Genomic DNA, 16,345 nt, shown 5'->3' with positions numbered 1-16,345 from the left:
AATTTTAATTGATTATCAAAATGTTATGAGAAATTTACTTCCCATTTTACTAAGCGTTATACTTTTTAACTGTAACACAAATACTCCTAAAAGTTCTGATAAAAATGAAGATAACGGGCTTCAAACAGGAATTTCACATTCTGATACATTGACAAAACATTTAAAACCGTTCAAAGAAAATCTGCCAACAATTGGACTTTTAATGTACAATGGTGTCCTTCAAAGTGAGGTTGTAGCAACTTCTGACGTATTCGCAAAACCATCAGCTGATGGAAAACAACTCTTCAATGTCATCACCATAGCCGAAACGGACAATCCGATAACCACCGAAGAAGGAATGCACTTTGTTCCCGATTATACTTTTGATAACTGTCCAAAATTAACTGCATTGTTCGTGCCAAGTGCCTACGATATGTATGCGCAGGTACACAATGAAAAAATCGTGGAATTCATCAGAAGAAAGAATGAAGAAACCAAATACACCGTCAGTAATTGTGCTGGAGCACAGTTAATTGGTGCATCTGGAATTGCAGATGGAAAGAAAATTGTAACTTGGATTGGTGGCGGCACACAATTACAAAAAGATTATCCTAACTTAAAAGTTCAAAACGACAGTTTGGTGACTTTTGTCCGAGACGGAAAATTTTTATCTTCAAACGGAAATCTGGCAAGTTACATATCGGCATTGAACCTTTTGGAAACCATGACAAACGAGGAACACCGAAAATTTGTGGAGAGCTACCTTTATTTGGACCGTCTTCAAAATTGGAAAAAATGATTGCTTGCCTAAAATAAAACCAAAAAAATGCCCAAGCCTAAAATTGTAGTACTGACCGGGGCTGGTATGAGCGCTGAAAGTGGACTAAAAACCTTTCGGGACGAAAATGGTCTTTGGGAAGGCCATGATGTGATGGAAGTGGCATCACCACAAGGATTTGCTCGTAATCCTGAGTTGGTGCTCGAATTCTACAACCAGCGAAGACGGCAATTGTTGGAGGTTGTTCCCAATGCAGGCCATAAGGCTCTGGCAGAATTAGAACGGGATTTTGATGTGAGCATTGTAACCCAAAACGTGGACAATCTGCACGAAAAAGCCGGGAGTTCCCATGTAGTGCATTTACACGGTGAGCTGTTTAAAGTACGAAGTACAGTAAACGAAAACCATGTGTTGGATTGGGAAAAAGACTTGGTTTTAGGCGATACGGACGACAAAGGTCACCAGCTACGCCCCCATATTGTTTGGTTTGGCGAAATGGTTCCTATGTTGGAAACGGCCGCACAAATTACACAACAGGCCGAAATACTGATTATTGTGGGAACCTCCATGCAAGTGTACCCAGCGGCAAGTTTAATCCATTACGCGCCAAATAAAATCCCAATTTACTTTATAGACCCAAAGCCCAATATCCGTTCATCGGATTTTGAAAACCTTACCATAATCTCCAAAACAGCAGCAGAGGGAATTCCAGAATTGGTGGAACAGTTTTTTAATAGTTGGCTCTAGTTTCTTTTGCCCAGGCTACCAATACATTTATTTGCTCCTCGGACAATTTCGCATCGGCATGGGTCCATGTGTATTCCTTTAAGGGCATTTTTCCCTCTTCCACCTCTTCGATGAGCTCTTCCAGTTTGTGGTCCTTTTTTTCAGCATCGTAGTTGGCCCAATCGGAAAAATTCAGATGCTCCTTGCCCTCTTCTATATGATCTGCCAACCAATAGGAAACTGGAGCTAGATTATTGTACCACGGATACACTGTGTTCGCACTATGGCAATCGTAACAGGCTGTTTTTAGAATCTTCTTGACTTCGGCAGGAGGTTGGGTCTCCGTTTCAAAAGCAGTGACATAGTCACCTTCGGAAATATTCTTTTCAGGACGGTAAAATTGCATTCCCACCAATACAACCAAAAGAACGATTGCTATTTTTTTTACTATTTTCATCACCTACAGGATTTTAGTAAATATATTGATTTTTTGTGACCGAAGAGGAACTCCATATCAGACTTAGTTCAGGTAGAATATCAAAACATGAAATAGATGTTTTGGTTCAGCAATTGAGGAAAGAACCCCGACTGGCCAAGGCACTTTTTAAACAGGTATTGTTGGAAGACAAAGCAGGAAGTTTCAATGCGAGTTGGACCTTTGATCATTTAATGCGAAAAGACCCCTCCTTGATCCTTCCTTTTTTTGAAGATTTTGTGAACGGTTTGTCAAAATTAAAAACCGAATCTTGTATTAGACCCATTGCACACGTTTGTGAAATGGTCTGTGAAGCCTATTTTAAGAAAAAAGACCCCATTTTTGTGCAAAATATTACTGATGATCAATTGGAAAAAATAATGGCATCCTGTTTTGACTGGCTCATTGGCCCCATGAACATGGCGCCCAAAGTTTTCTCAATGACGAGTCTTTATTACTTAGGTTTAAAATTTGATTGGGTACACCCCGAACTCAAACTGGTTCTGGAGGACAGTTACGCCAAAGGAACCACGGGCTACAAAAACCGAGCAAAAAAAACTCTGGATAAGTTGACCGAATTGGGTGTCTAAACCACAGCGTTTAAGTATCTTTGATGCTTTCAAAATTTTCTGGACCATGTCGCTGACACAACTAAATGCCATTTCGCCGATTGACGGTAGATATAGAAACAAGACCGAGGCCCTTAAAGACTATTTTTCGGAAGAGGCCCTGATCAAATACCGTGTTCAAGTTGAGATTGAATACTTTATAGCCCTTTGCGAGGTTCCATTGCCACAATTGGCCGATTTCAATAAAACGCTACTCCCCGAATTACAAAAAATTTATCAAGAGTTTTCTGCGGAAGATGCACAGGCAATAAAAGATATTGAAAAGATCACAAACCACGATGTTAAAGCGGTTGAGTACTTCATCAAGGAAAAGTTTGATGCATTAAACCTTCAAAAATACAAAGAGTTTATCCACTTTGGATTGACTTCACAAGATATCAACAATACAGCGATACCTCTATCTATCAAAGAAGCCATGAACAATGTGTACGTACCTTCTTATTTAGAGGTTTTGGAAAAATTGAAGGAGCTTGCCAAAGCATGGGAAAACATCCCCATGTTGGCAAGAACACACGGGCAACCAGCCTCCCCTACCCGTTTGGGCAAGGAAATCGACGTGTTTGTGGAGCGTTTTAAGGAGCAGTTCAATTTATTGAACGATATCCCCAGCGCCGCTAAATTTGGTGGAGCTACCGGGAACTACAATGCCCACAAAGTAGCCTACCCCAATAACGATTGGAGAGCTTTTGGTAAACAATTTGTACAGGAGAAACTAGGATTGCACCACTCCTTCCCCACCACTCAAATTGAGCATTACGACCACATGGCCGCTTTGTTCGATTGCCTTAAACGCATCAACACTATTTTGACTGATTTGGACCGAGATATGTGGACCTATATTTCCATGGATTATTTCAAACAAAAAATCAAAAAAGGGGAAGTGGGTTCATCGGCCATGCCGCACAAGGTAAACCCTATCGACTTTGAGAATTCCGAAGGTAATTTGGGGCTTGCCAACGCCCTTTTTGAGCATTTATCCGCCAAACTGCCCATTTCCCGATTGCAACGAGACCTTACGGACAGCACCGTATTACGAAATGTAGGTGTTCCTTTTGCGCACACCCTGATTGGGTTCCAATCCACTTTAAAGGGATTGAATAAATTGGTATTGAACCAAGCCAAATTCGAAAAAGATCTGGAAGACAACTGGGCCGTTGTAGCAGAGGCCATTCAGACCATTTTACGAAGAGAAGGCTATCCAAATCCATACGAAGCCTTAAAAGGTTTGACCCGAACCAATGAAAAAATCAATCAAAAATCCATTGCCGATTTTATTGAAACGTTGAATGTCTCCGATACCATAAAAGCCGAGTTAAAGCAAATAACCCCGGCGAATTATACAGGAGTTTAAGTACTTGTCATTTCTGCGTCCCGTTCTTCAACGAGATAAGCAGGAATCTCATCCACTGGAAGCATTTCGAAAATGAGATGTAAAGCATCGATTGAGAAATCTAAAACAGCAAAATTTAGATTTCTCACACTCCACCCAACCTCAATTGGGTTCTGGTTCGAAATGACCGTACTAGTGTCATTCTGAAGGAGAGGAGCGACTGAAGAATCTCTTTTCGCAAGTACAAATGCAATTCACAAGTTCAAGAGCAAAGAAAAGAGAGCCAAGAACCAAGACAAAAGAGACAAGACTTCGTGCATCAGAAATGTAATTTCGAACCGACCAACAGGAGTATGAGAAATCTGGTTACCCTGAACTGGATTCAGGGTCTCACTCTTATGGGATTCCGAAACACCTTACCTGTCGACAGGCAGGAGTTAGGAACGAGGACCTGACGCGAATTTGCAAGAACTGCTCAAATAAAACACCAAGTTCGGAGTTTCGAAATTATTGGGTTACTACCAACTTCGTGCTTCGGACTTCTGACAAGTTCAAACCCAAGCATCAAGTTCAAGAGCAAAAAACATCTGTTCCCATTCGTGAAATCCGTGTCAAATCCTTGAGTCCTATATGATTAACCTGAAAACCCAAGAATCCAGCTATACATTTATCCCTCTTTATGGATTTCCACTTGGTGTGGATATGGAATTTCAATACCAGCTTCATCCAAGGCTAACTTGCAATTCTCGTGAGTCGCAAAATACACATCCCAATAATCATCTGGCTCACAAAAAGGCCTTACCGCAAAATTCACGGAGCTGTCCGCCAACTCCAACACATTTACAGAGGGCGCTGGGTCTTTTAGTACCTTTGGATTGGATTTCAACACCTCCAACAACACTTCTTTGGTTTTTTTGATGTCCTCGCCATAGCCCACTCCTATTACCGTATCGACACGCATTTTACCCTCTGCGGTATAGTTGATGATGTTACCATTGGCCATGGCACCATTTGGGACAATGGCAAGCCTGTTTTGTGGGGTCACCAGTTTTGTGGTAAAGATTTCGATTCCCTTTACTTTTCCCAAAACACCTTGTGCCTCGATCAAATCGCCAATTTTGTATGGTTTAAAAATCATGATGAGCACACCTCCTGCAAAGTTGGAAAGCGACCCCTGCAAAGCCAACCCAACAGCAAGACCAGCGGCAGCAATTACAGCAGCAAAGGTGGTAACATCAACTCCTAAGCGAGAGATTACGATAATAATCAAGAATACTTTTAGTGCCCATGAAAATAAGTTCAACAAGAATTTTTGGAGCGATTCATCGTACTTGCTCTTGGACATTACTTTTCGGGTTCCACTAATGATTTTATTGACCACCCACATACCGATAATGTAGATAACAAGTGCCGTAATCAGTTTTGGGCCGAATTCTTTGGCCAGTTCAATACCGTAATCAAACCATTCTTGTGCTTTTTCCATGAGGTTATAGTTTTGTTAGTGTTTTTACAAAGAGACACTAAGATACTAAACTAGGTCACGTTTTTGATTTTCCTAAAAAGAAAAAGGGTGACAAACGCCACCCCCCCTTAGAAATTTATGATGATTGGTCTTAGCCTTTTAGAAAATCTCCAATTTCACCAAGCCCTTCTCCTTTGTAATCGGATTTTTGTATGGCTTGCATTAATTGCATTATATGGGCCGGGTTCATATTTTTACCAAGTACCCTTACTAAGGCAAAGCCCTTATCTTCACTATCCCCATAAATAATTACTTCATCAATGGCGTCCTCATCTCCTAAATACTTGATGACTCCTTTACCATATTTTGAATTGATCTTCATAAGCTCCACAAACTGGTCGCCCTTTAAGATTTCGCGTACTTTTTTCTTTTCAATCTCATACTCCGCTTCATTATCGGCATTCTTTTTAAAGGCCAACAAATTGAATTTACGAAGTGATTCAATAGCTTCTTTTTGAGTTGGGTTCAAATCTTCCTCGTTCAGCTTTAAGATGCTTGCGGGAACATCTATGGACAAAAAGTTTGGGTTCTCCGAATTGTCCACATAATACTCTTGCAGGCTTTGCTGCGAAGCGCACGAAGCCAGAAGCAATGCCCCGGCCACCAACATGGTTTTAACAATATGTTTCATCTGTTCTTTTTTTGATTGATTTTATAAACTGATAATCAGTTGACAATAATTAGTTGGAGCTTGTTGCGTTTTGTTACAGTATCCAACCGATTATTGCCAACCGATGTCTTAATTAATTCTTTTTACTTGCCTCGTTGAGTTCTTCCGGTAAGTTCATTTTTTTGGTCAATGAACCAATTTTGTTCAAATCAATATCCCCGGTAAGTGATAAAATTACAGTCTCAAACTTTCTGCCATCGGCCTCAACGTTATTCATACCTGTCACGAACATGAGCAGTTCGCTCACATGATCCGCATCCTTGCCCTCTTTGATGTAGAACTTGACATTGGCATCTTTGTCCTTTACCCGCATCAACTCTTCCATTTTGGAAGATTTTAGGTAGCTGTCCACGGACGACTTCATGTCCTCTCCGATTTTCTTATCCTCGGTAGTGAAGACCTTTAAGCTTTGTAAGCTACTGGCAATATCCATAAAGTCCTGAGCTTCGGGGTCATCTACCTCTACATCAATCTTTGCCAATAGGTTGAACATGCTTTTGTTCACCACTACGGATGTTACATCGTCCAAATCTTCAAATTTGTCAAAAAGGGATTGTGAAAATCCGGCCAAAGGCAATACTGCCATTACTGTTATTAAAATATACTTTCTCATCTTTTCGTTTTTTAATTGTTGTTGTAAATCTTCTCTTTTGCTTCTTCGAACTCTTTTAGATAGGCCACCTTTTCTGTTCCTCGGCCAAAATTTTCTGCTAAGAGCTCAAAAGCTTTTTTGGTTTCCTCGTAGGCGAACTCCGCCTTTTCTTGTTCCAAGCGCTTAGTTTCTTGGTACTGATTACCAAAATAAATGCCAAAGGCAAGAACTACTGCCGCTGCAACGGATAGCCACTTGTAATAGTTTACTCTAGGTTTTAATGGTACCTGCTTGGTGTACTTTTCTTCCTTGGCCTTGGAAAAGTAGTTGAACATGGGTTTGTACTGTTCCAAATGAGGTGCTACCTCTTCTTGTGAAAAATACTCCCTAAGTGTTCTTTCTTCGTCCACTGTGGCAGTGGCCTCGAAATACTTCTCCAATATTTTTTCTATGTTACCCAATTCCATAGTTATGTTTTTTTATTAATTCTTCCCTTACTGTTTTTCTCGCCCTCGACAGTGCTACGCGCACTGCTGTGGGTTTCATGTCCAAGAGTTCGCATATCTCGTCGAACTCGTATTGCTCCACATCCCGTAGCTGCAATATCATTTTTTGTTGTTCTGGCAGGTCTTCCATAATCCGTTCCATCCAACTCACACTGTCTTCGGCCTCCATTTGTTTTTGTAAGGAAGTGTTTTCGTCACTGTAGTTGCTATGAACCAATTTTAAGTTTCCTGCTTGCTTGGACTTTAACCGGTCCAAACAAAAGTTTTTGGTCATGGTCATGGCAAAGGCCTCTACATTTTTGTACTTTGACATGGACTCGTTCTTTGACCATAGCTTCAACAAAATTTCTTGAGTGGCGTCTTCCGCTTCCTCTCTGGAGACCAACAGGCGCTTTGCGAGCCTGTACAGTTTATCCTGAAAAGGTAAAACCACATTTAAGAATTCTGTTTGTTTCATTTGGTTGTCTTAGTTGTTTTTGTGTCTTTCTTATCGACCTACACTATCACGACGATACATATCGAAAATTGTTACAAAAAATTTGCAATGTCCTTATATAAAGGTATTTTGCAAGGCAAATTTGCATGATTGTTCATGTAATTTTACTCAATTCAACCTACACCCTTGATAAATTTGGAATAAAGTTTGAGTAAATTCATTAAAAAATAAGTTATGAAAAAGTATTTCTTCCTGTTTTTGGGATTGTCCGTTTTGTTTATGTCGTGTAGTGATGATGATGGAATCAAAAACGGACCTTCTCCCGATCCAGACCCAACTGCAGATGTGGCTGCCCAAGACTTTATGTGGAAGGCCATGAACCTTTGGTATTTTTGGCAAGCTGATGTTCCTGACCTTGCTGATGATAGGTTCTCCACCAACGCCGAATACACTGCTTTTTTGGAGAATAATTCTAATCCTGAAAATTTTTATTATAGCATTTGTAACAGACACGAAGAAATTTACGGTGAAGAAACTGCCATAGACCGATTTAGTTTTGCCAACGAAGACTATACTGAGTTGGTAAACAGTCTTTCCGGTATATCCCAAAGCAACGGATTGGAGTTTAGGTTATCTTATATTGGAAATACCAATGATGTTTTTGGCTACGTTTTATATGTTTGGCCCGATTCCGATGCTTCGACGAAGGATATTCAACGAGGTGATTTTTTTACCAGAGTTGATGGTATCCAACTGACAGACAGCAACTACATCAACCTTCTTTTTGGTGATAATAGTACTTACACGCTCGGAATGGCTACGGTAGAAAACAATACCATTTCCGATAGTGCCAAAGAAGTTTCGCTTTCCAAAATAGAGAATCAGGTTGAAGACCCTATTTTGATTGCCGAGACTTTGGACGTTAACGGTACAAAAGTGGCCTACTTGATGTACAATCGCTTTTTGAGCAGTTTTAATGAAGATTTAAATAATGTTTTTGCAAAATTTAAGGCCGATGGAGCTACTGAACTGGTTTTGGACATGCGTTACAATCCAGGTGGCAATGTAAACACCTCTCGCCTTTTAGCCAGCATGGTCTATGGTACCAACACGGAAGAAGTTTACATAAGACAACGTTGGAACTCAAAAGTCCAATCGGCTTTTAGCGACGCTTCCCTCACTGACTATTTTGAAAGCAAAACCCCGGCCAATAGCCCCATAAACTCATTGAACTTAAACAGGGTATTTGTGATTGCCACAGGTGATTCTGCTTCGGCAAGTGAATTGGTGATGAACGGACTGGACCCTTATATTGATGTTATCCATATTGGAACGACCACTCGCGGTAAAAATGAATTTTCTATCACATTGGTCGATGATCCAGACCATGAATTACCCTTTCTTTATTCTTCCAGTAGGGAAAGTAATATAAATCCTGACAACAGTTGGGGGCTACAACCTTTAGTCGGTAGAAATGAGAATGCGGATGGTTTTTATGATTACACCAGCGGCTTAAGCCCCGACATTGAACTCAGTGAAGATTTAACCAACCTTGGAGTTTTGGGAGACGTAAGCGAGCCTCTTTTGGCCCGCGCCCTGCAAGAAATCACAGGAGAGTCTGCAAAAATCGATTTTACAGTGGAAATGCCCGCAGAATCTTTCACCTCATCAAGGTTACATACTCCATTAAAGGATAATATGTTTTTGGACAAACCACTTCCCACTAATTTGGAGTTGGAATAAAAAAACCTGTTTAAAAAAACATCTAAACCGTTATTGAGCTTAACACGGAAACCCATAGCCCTTACCCTGAAATAAGTTCAGGGCAAGCATTTTTGGCATTACAAATAATTGATTGTAAACTGTTTGTCGTCGATTACATATTAACCTATGGAATCCACTTATCCTTGCCAAAATCGGGCTTGCGCTTTTCCAAAAACGCATTGCGGCCCTCCTTGGCCTCATCGGTCATGTAAGCCAAACGAGTGGCCTCTCCTGCAAACACTTGCTGTCCCACCATACCGTCGTCGGTGAGGTTCATGGCAAATTTTAGCATTTTTATGGAGGTCGGTGACTTGGCCAAGACTTCCTGTGCCCATTGGTAGGCAGTGTCCTCCAATTCCTTATGCGGAATTACAGCATTCACCATACCCATTTCGTAGGCTTCTTGAGCAGAATAGTTTCGTCCCAAAAAGAAAATTTCCCGCGCTTTTTTTTGCCCCACCATTTTAGCAAGATAGGCCGAACCATAGCCTCCATCAAAACTGGTAACATCAGCATCGGTTTGTTTAAAAATGGCATGCTCTTTACTGGCCAGTGTCATATCGCACACCACATGCAGGCTATGCCCCCCTCCAACGGCCCATCCAGGCACTACGGCAATTACCACTTTGGGCATAAAACGAATCAAACGTTGTACCTCTAGAATATTTAAACGGTGATATCCATCGTCGCCAACGTAGCCTTTATGACCGCGTGCTTTTTGGTCCCCGCCACTGCAGAATGCCCATTTACCATCCTTGGATGAAGGTCCTTCACCAGAAAGTAGCACGACCCCGATAGATGTATCTTCCTGGGCATCGTAAAATGCCTTGTAAAGTTCGCTTGTGGTTTTTGGGCGGAACGCATTGCGTATATCCGGGCGGTTAAAGGCGATACGTGCCACGCCATTACATTTTTTATAGGTGATATCCTCGAATTCCATGGCGGTCTGCCAGTTGGGTGATTCCATAATAAACTTTTTATACCACAAATAACGGAAATTCTACGTTATTGTCATTGAGAAGTGCCTCCAGAGCTTGTTATAGATCAAAACCTGACATAATCTAAAAATTGTTGCTTTCTGCACATCCTCTTTACTTAGGGGCAAACCACAACATAACAGTAATTTTACTTATGTAACTTTGCCTTTCCAAAGGCGTTGTTCATGAAAAAAATACCCTACAATTCATTTTTTGACCACCTTAACCAATATATACCCGTTTCGGAAAAAGCGTTTGGCAAGATTTTGTCGTATTTTGATGAACGTTGTTTGGACAAAAAGGAAATACTGATGCATGCCGGGGGGCCGTGTACCCATATCCACCTTGTACTCAACGGCTGTATGCACATGTACTTTATCAATGAAAAAGGTGTGGAACGTACCGTTCAGTTTGCTCTGGAAAATTGGTGGCTCTCAGACTTCTTGGCTTTTCAGAACAGATCCAACACCGATTTTAACATACAAGCGGTAGAAAATTCTCGGATTTTGTCCATCAGCCATGAGAAACAAGAACAATTGCTCCATGAATTTCCCATACTTGAACGTTATTTTAGGATTATTTACCAAATTGGGTATGGAGCTTCCTTGATCAAGGTCAAATATCTCTACGATTTATCAAAGGAGAACATCTACCTCCACTTTACAGAGCATTTCCCAGAATTTGCACAACGCGTGCCCCAATATTTAATTGCTTCTTTTTTGGGGTTGACTCCAGAATATGTAAGTGAAATACGGGCAAAAAAGCGTTCTTAAACCCGTTTAAGTTTTCTGTTTGTTTCTCTGAATACCTTAGCATCAACATTATAAAAAAACAATCATGGAAACAAGAATTCAAATTGACGAGACGGAACCATTGGCCTTTAAAGCTATGCTCGGGCTTGAAAATTACATGCAACAAAGCCAGTTGGACAAAATTCACTACGAGTTGATAAAAATTAGGGCCTCACAGCTTAACGGCTGTGCTTTCTGTATAAATATGCACACCAAAGACGCCCTGGCACTGGGAGAAAACCCAAAAAGACTACTTTTATTGGATGCTTGGTGGGACACAGACCTTTTCTCCGAGGAAGAAAGGGTAATCTTAAAAACTACGGAAGAAGTTACCATGGTACATAAAAATGGGCTAAGCCGAGAAACTTACAAAAAAGCCGTAAAGCTATTCGATGAACATTATTTTTCGCAGATTATTATGGCCATTGTTACCATAAACGCTTGGAACCGTATTGCAATAAGCACCCACAAACCTTTACAGGATTAAAAAAGTCATCAAACTACCTTCGCTAAAGGCAACTAAAGAGTCCTCCCCCAACCCCTTCAACGGAGGAGAGAACAATTCCTCCCCTTTGGGGAGGTTAGGTGGGGACAAAACGTGAAATAAAAACTACCTTCGGGCAAGCCCGCGAGGCGTTCAAACGAACAAACCTTAGCACATTTGGATACAGAGCATCGGAAAATTAGCCTCATTTAATGGGATTAAATCCTATATTAGTGTTCCACAATACATCAAAACTTTGATATGAGGACCAGGCATACTTTTTTATTTGTTTTGCTGATACTTTCATGCTCATCATGTAAAAACTTTAATGCAGAAAAAAATGATTCCGGACCCAAATCCCAAGATTTTAATACCGTTGCCATCAATAATGAATATCAAATAAACATTCCGCGTTTCATGAAGGGCACTACTGGATTGAATGAAGAAGCATCCCTTCAGTATCAAAGCCTACTCCAAGAGGCATATCTTTTGGTAATTGATGAGCCAAAATCAAGATTTGAAGAAGTATATAGGGATTTGGGGCAGTACGATGAGCAACTTTCCACAATACAGAATTATAGGGATGCCCGATTAAAAATACTATCTCGAACCACTGAAATCAATAGTAAATCCAAACCCCGATCTTTCAAAATAAACGGTTTGAGTGCGGAATTTATAGAAATTGATGCCAATATTAATGGTGTCTCCGATGAAATCTCTTATTTTTTGACCTTTGTTGAAGGGAATGACAGGGTTTATATGATTATGGCCTGGACCCTGAAAGACAAAAAAGTGGAACATAAAAAAACCTTTAAAACGATTGCCGAATCTTTTGAATTGATTGATTAGGAAACCGCCTTAAAGGTTTATTGAATATTGGCTCTATTTTTACTTGCTCAAATACATTTTTCGTCTGGAGTACAAGTTATAGAACTCATCATCCTTTAAGCTATCAATAAATAAAATGCTCTCCCCGGTACTCTTCATTTCAGGTCCCAAGTTTTTGTTCACATTGGGGAATTTATTGAAAGAGAATACGGGTTGTTTTATAGCGTACCCATCCAAATGTGGCCTAAAGTCGAAATCCTTTATTTTCTTATCGCCCAACATTACTTTGGTAGCATAGTTTACATAAGGTTCGCCATAAGCCTTGGCAATAAAGGGAACCGTACGCGATGCCCGTGGATTTGCCTCAATAATGTAAACAATGTCATCTTTTATGGCAAATTGGATATTGATCAACCCTACCGTATTCAGTGCCAATGCAATCTTTTTTGTATGGTCCTTGATCTGTTGCATTACAAATTCACCAAGGTTGAACGGTGGCAATGTGGCATTGGAGTCTCCTGAGTGAATTCCGCAGGGCTCTATATGCTCCATAATACCAATAATGTACACATCTTCACCATCGCAAATCGCATCTGCTTCAGCTTCAATGGCGCCATCCAAATAATGATCCAGCAACAATTTGTTGTTTGGTATCTTTCTTAACAAATCAACCACGTGGGCTTCCAATTCCTCTTTGTTGATAACGATTTTCATTCCTTGTCCACCTAACACGTAGGATGGTCTTACCAACAAGGGGAACTTAAGTTCCTCGGCCAAATCCAAGGCTTCATCTGCGGTTTCTGCCACACCGAATCTTGGGTAAGGAATGTTGTTATCCTTCAATAATGTGGAGAAACTTCCCCTATCCTCGGCCAAATCCAAGGACTGGAAGCTGGTCCCGATGATGTTGATTCCGTATTTGTCCAGCTTTTCGGCAAGCTTCAAAGCGGTTTGTCCTCCCAACTGTACAATTACGCCTTCTGGTTTTTCGTGAAGGATGATATCGTAGATATGTTCCCAGAAAACAGGCTCAAAGTAAAGCTTGTCCGCGGTATCAAAATCCGTGGAAACTGTTTCCGGGTTACAGTTGATCATGATGGTTTCGTAACCACATTCGGCGGCAGCCAAAACACCGTGCACACAACAGTAATCGAACTCGATTCCTTGACCAATTCGGTTTGGACCGGAGCCGAGAACCACTACCTTTTTCTTATCGGTAACCACACTATCGTTGGCCACGTAGCGTTCACCATCGGGTGTCTCTATTTCTTCTTCAAAAGTAGAATAGTAGTAAGGCGTTACCGCTTTAAACTCAGCGGCGCAAGTATCTACCAATTTGTACACTCGATTGATGTTCAAATCCATACGCTTACTGTGCACTTCACTCTCCCAACAATCCAACATGTGGGCAATTTGTCTATCCGCAAAACCTTTTTGCTTTGCTTCCAACAACAATGCTTTTGGCAAGCTCTCTATGGTGTATTTTGATATTTCCATCTCCAAGAAGTGCAATTCCTCGTATTGTTTTAGGAACCACATATCTATCTTGGTGATTTCGTGGATGCGTTTTAATGGGATACCGAGTTGAATGGCATCGTAGATTACGAAAACCCTGTCCCAACTTGGCACTCTTAATTTTTCAATAATGGTTTCGTAATCCTTGTACCCTTTTCCATCTGCACCCAATCCGTTTCGTTTGATCTCCAAGGACTGTGTAGCTTTGTGCAAGGCTTCTTGGAACGATCGTCCAATACCCATTACTTCTCCTACGGACTTCATTTGAAGGCCAAGGGTTCTGTCGGAACCTTCGAACTTGTCAAAGTTCCAACGTGGTATTTTTACGATGACATAGTCCAAAGTTGGCTCGAACAAGGCTGATGTTGATTTGGTAATTTGATTGTCCAGCTCGTCCAAAGTATAGCCAATGGCCAATTTAGCAGCGATTTTCGCAATCGGATACCCTGTAGCCTTGGATGCCAAAGCTGAAGATCGGGAAACCCTTGGGTTGATCTCGATTGCAATAATATCTTCTTTCTCATCTGGACTCACGGCAAACTGAACGTTACATCCACCTGCGAAGTCCCCTATACTGCGCATCATGTGGATGGCCATATCCCGCATGCGCTGGAAAGTTCTGTCGGACAAGGTCATCGCAGGAGCCACGGTAATGGAGTCCCCTGTATGGATGCCCATGGGGTCCATATTCTCAATGGTACAGATGATGACTACATTGTCGTTCTTGTCGCGTAGCAACTCCAATTCATATTCTTTCCAGCCCATCAAAGCTTTATCGATCATTACTTCGTGAATGGGAGAAACTTCCAGACCATAGCTCAACATATCGTCGAACTCTGCTGGATCGTGTACGATAGCCGCTCCTGCCCCACCAAGCGTAAAAGAAGCTCGAATCACCAACGGAAACCCGAATTCCTGGGCAATTTCCTTTCCCTTTAGGAAGGATGTTGCAGAGGCCTGTGGAGGCATTCCTATACCAATTTTGAGCATCAACTCCCTAAACTTTTCACGGTCTTCGGTAATGTTGATGGCGTCGATGTCCACCCCTATGATTTTCACTCCAAAATCTTCCCAAATACCTTTGTCATCGGCCTCGATACAAAGGTTCAATGCGGTTTGTCCGCCCATAGTTGGCAATACCGCATCAATATTTGGATGTTTTTTGAGTATTTCAATGATCGACTTCGTTGTCAATGGTTTAAGATAAACGTGGTCCGCCATGGTAGGGTCCGTCATAATGGTGGCAGGATTACTGTTTATCAAAATAGTTTCGATACCATCTTCCCTAAGCGATCGAAGTGCTTGGGAACCTGAATAATCGAACTCACATGCCTGACCGATGATAATCGGACCAGAACCAATAATCAAAATGGAATTTAAATCTTTTCTTTTGGGCATTTTCTTTAGGGGTTTCTCGTTATTTGTTTATATGTCAAAAAAAAGGTGTTACCTAGAAAAGTAACACCTTTAATTTAAATAATAAATGCTATCATTATTTTTTATGTCTTGGCTCAGAGGAAACAGTTAATCTCTTTCTTCCCTTGGCTCTTCTTCTCGCAAGAACTTTTCTACCATTGGCAGTCGCCATGCGCTCCCTAAAACCATGCTTGTTTCTTCTTTTTCTTTTGGATGGTTGATACGTTCTTTTCATTTCCGAACTGTTTTATGGATTTTGATGCTGGGAAATTTGTTTTCCCTAAAAAATTCTGGGCGCAAATATACGAAGACTTTTTACTTTGGCAAGTCCAAACTTAAAATATTTAATTAAGTTTTTAGTACTTTTGCGAGCGCTTAACAACAGGTAAAAACCACAAGACAATATGTTCAACAAAAATATCAAGCTCGTTATTGCCGTTCTTATCATTGCTTATGCCGTTTACCAATTTATAGAAGGTAATATTGGCAATGGAATTGCATTGATCTTGCTATCCCTTGTATTCATTTTTCTTTACTTTAGAAATGAGTTTATCCTATTGGCCTTTCTTAAAATGAGAAAACAGGATTTGGACGGTGTGCAACGATGGCTTAATAAGATAAAGAACCCCGAGTCTGCTTTGATCAAAAAACAAGTGGGTTATTATAACTACCTGCACGGTATTATCTACTCTCAAAAAAACCTGACGCAGGCCGAAAAGTACTTTAAAAAGGCCTTGAAATTTGGTCTTACCATGGATTACGATGTGGCCATGGCCAAATTGAGCCTGGCGGGCATTGCCATGCAAAAGCGCAGAAAGCGCGAAGCTACCCAATTGCTTAAAGAGGCCAAAAAGTTGGACAAGAACAATATGCTTACCGACCAAATTAAAATGATGCAGCAGCAGATGAAGAAGATTTAGGGTTCTT

General features: G+C 40.9%; 18 protein-coding genes. 9 read left to right on the top strand and 9 right to left on the bottom strand.

The window, feature by feature from the left end; translation table 11 throughout:
- Nucleotides 1–25 precede the first annotated feature (25 nt).
- Together GO009_RS13230 and GO009_RS13225 are read left to right on the top strand one after the other, a co-directional pair.
- On the top strand, nt 26–778 hold the full coding sequence (locus tag GO009_RS13230; protein ID WP_163626720.1) for a DJ-1/PfpI family protein: 753 nt from the start codon (nt 26–28) through the stop codon (nt 776–778).
- A 27-nt stretch (nt 779–805) separates the two neighbouring features.
- Nucleotides 806–1,504 (top strand): NAD-dependent deacylase, encoded by a 699-nt coding sequence (locus GO009_RS13225; RefSeq protein WP_163626719.1) that lies wholly within the window; start codon nt 806–808, stop codon nt 1,502–1,504.
- On the opposite strand, the gene GO009_RS13220 is transcribed toward GO009_RS13225, so the two are convergent.
- Nucleotides 1,488–1,940 (bottom strand): heme-binding domain-containing protein, encoded by a 453-nt coding sequence (locus GO009_RS13220; protein ID WP_163626718.1) that lies wholly within the window; start codon nt 1,938–1,940, stop codon nt 1,488–1,490. The genes GO009_RS13225 and GO009_RS13220 overlap by 17 nt on opposite strands.
- Before the next feature lie 35 nt (nt 1,941–1,975).
- Here GO009_RS13220 and GO009_RS13215 point away from each other — a divergent pair, with 35 nt between their 5' ends.
- Both GO009_RS13215 and purB read left to right on the top strand, forming a co-directional pair.
- Complete coding sequence (locus GO009_RS13215) at nt 1,976–2,548, top strand: adenylosuccinate lyase (RefSeq protein ID WP_163626717.1); 573 nt, start codon at nt 1,976–1,978, stop codon at nt 2,546–2,548.
- Between the two features lie 46 nt (nt 2,549–2,594).
- Complete coding sequence (gene purB, locus GO009_RS13210; RefSeq protein ID WP_163626716.1) at nt 2,595–3,938, top strand: adenylosuccinate lyase; 1,344 nt, start codon at nt 2,595–2,597, stop codon at nt 3,936–3,938.
- A gap of 646 nt (nt 3,939–4,584) precedes the next feature.
- Here purB and GO009_RS13205 read toward each other — a convergent pair.
- The 5 genes from GO009_RS13205 to GO009_RS13185 form a co-directional block, all read right to left on the bottom strand.
- Nucleotides 4,585–5,400 (bottom strand): mechanosensitive ion channel family protein, encoded by an 816-nt coding sequence (locus GO009_RS13205; RefSeq protein WP_163626715.1) that lies wholly within the window; start codon nt 5,398–5,400, stop codon nt 4,585–4,587.
- Between the two features lie 130 nt (nt 5,401–5,530).
- Nucleotides 5,531–6,070: a DUF4252 domain-containing protein gene (locus tag GO009_RS13200; RefSeq protein ID WP_163626714.1), complete on the bottom strand. Its 540-nt coding sequence runs from the start codon at nt 6,068–6,070 to the stop codon at nt 5,531–5,533.
- Nucleotides 6,071–6,182: 112 nt separating this feature from the next.
- Nucleotides 6,183–6,722 carry a DUF4252 domain-containing protein gene (locus GO009_RS13195; RefSeq protein ID WP_163626713.1) on the bottom strand — a complete coding sequence of 180 codons (540 nt, stop codon included), beginning with the start codon at nt 6,720–6,722 and terminating at the stop codon, nt 6,183–6,185.
- Nucleotides 6,723–6,733: 11 nt separating this feature from the next.
- Nucleotides 6,734–7,168, bottom strand: a complete 435-nt coding sequence (locus GO009_RS13190; RefSeq protein ID WP_163626712.1) for a hypothetical protein — start codon at nt 7,166–7,168, stop codon at nt 6,734–6,736.
- Nucleotides 7,155–7,664 (bottom strand): RNA polymerase sigma factor, encoded by a 510-nt coding sequence (locus tag GO009_RS13185; RefSeq protein ID WP_163626711.1) that lies wholly within the window; start codon nt 7,662–7,664, stop codon nt 7,155–7,157. The genes GO009_RS13190 and GO009_RS13185 overlap by 14 nt, the downstream gene beginning before the upstream one ends.
- 213 nt (nt 7,665–7,877) lie before the next feature.
- On the opposite strand from GO009_RS13185, the gene GO009_RS13180 reads away from it, so the two are divergent.
- On the top strand, nt 7,878–9,386 hold the full coding sequence (locus GO009_RS13180; protein ID WP_163626710.1) for a S41 family peptidase: 1,509 nt from the start codon (nt 7,878–7,880) through the stop codon (nt 9,384–9,386).
- Nucleotides 9,387–9,531: 145 nt separating this feature from the next.
- Here GO009_RS13180 and GO009_RS13175 read toward each other — a convergent pair whose 3' ends face one another.
- On the bottom strand, nt 9,532–10,374 hold the full coding sequence (locus GO009_RS13175; protein WP_014031397.1) for a 1,4-dihydroxy-2-naphthoyl-CoA synthase: 843 nt from the start codon (nt 10,372–10,374) through the stop codon (nt 9,532–9,534).
- Nucleotides 10,375–10,569: 195 nt separating this feature from the next.
- On the opposite strand from GO009_RS13175, the gene GO009_RS13170 reads away from it, so the two are divergent.
- The 3 genes from GO009_RS13170 to GO009_RS13160 all read left to right on the top strand — a co-directional run bounded on the left by GO009_RS13170 (nt 10,570) and on the right by GO009_RS13160 (nt 12,508).
- The gene (locus GO009_RS13170) at nt 10,570–11,157 is read left to right on the top strand and encodes a Crp/Fnr family transcriptional regulator (RefSeq protein ID WP_163626709.1); all 588 of its coding nucleotides are present in this window, start codon (nt 10,570–10,572) and stop codon (nt 11,155–11,157) included.
- 64 nt (nt 11,158–11,221) lie between these two features.
- Nucleotides 11,222–11,662, top strand: coding sequence for a carboxymuconolactone decarboxylase family protein (locus GO009_RS13165; protein ID WP_163626708.1), 441 nt, complete (start codon nt 11,222–11,224; stop codon nt 11,660–11,662).
- A 258-nt stretch (nt 11,663–11,920) separates the two neighbouring features.
- Entirely contained in the window at nt 11,921–12,508 is a 588-nt protein-coding gene (locus tag GO009_RS13160; RefSeq protein ID WP_163626707.1) for a hypothetical protein, read from the top strand.
- A 39-nt stretch (nt 12,509–12,547) separates the two neighbouring features.
- On the opposite strand, the gene carB is transcribed toward GO009_RS13160, so the two are convergent.
- Nucleotides 12,548–15,400 carry a carbamoyl-phosphate synthase large subunit gene (gene carB / locus GO009_RS13155; RefSeq protein ID WP_163626706.1) on the bottom strand — a complete coding sequence of 951 codons (2,853 nt, stop codon included), beginning with the start codon at nt 15,398–15,400 and terminating at the stop codon, nt 12,548–12,550.
- 94 nt (nt 15,401–15,494) lie between these two features.
- Nucleotides 15,495–15,653 (bottom strand): 50S ribosomal protein L34, encoded by a 159-nt coding sequence (rpmH, locus tag GO009_RS13150; RefSeq protein ID WP_072882462.1) that lies wholly within the window; start codon nt 15,651–15,653, stop codon nt 15,495–15,497.
- A gap of 169 nt (nt 15,654–15,822) precedes the next feature.
- Here rpmH and GO009_RS13145 point away from each other — a divergent pair, with 169 nt between their 5' ends.
- On the top strand, nt 15,823–16,338 hold the full coding sequence (locus GO009_RS13145) for a DUF2892 domain-containing protein (protein WP_163626705.1): 516 nt from the start codon (nt 15,823–15,825) through the stop codon (nt 16,336–16,338).
- Nucleotides 16,339–16,345: the final 7 nt, after the last annotated feature.

It is taken from the genome of Allomuricauda sp. TY007 (assembly GCF_010468565.1).
GTDB lineage: Bacteria > Bacteroidota > Bacteroidia > Flavobacteriales > Flavobacteriaceae > Flagellimonas.
This window is presented reverse-complemented; position numbering and strand designations above follow the sequence as displayed.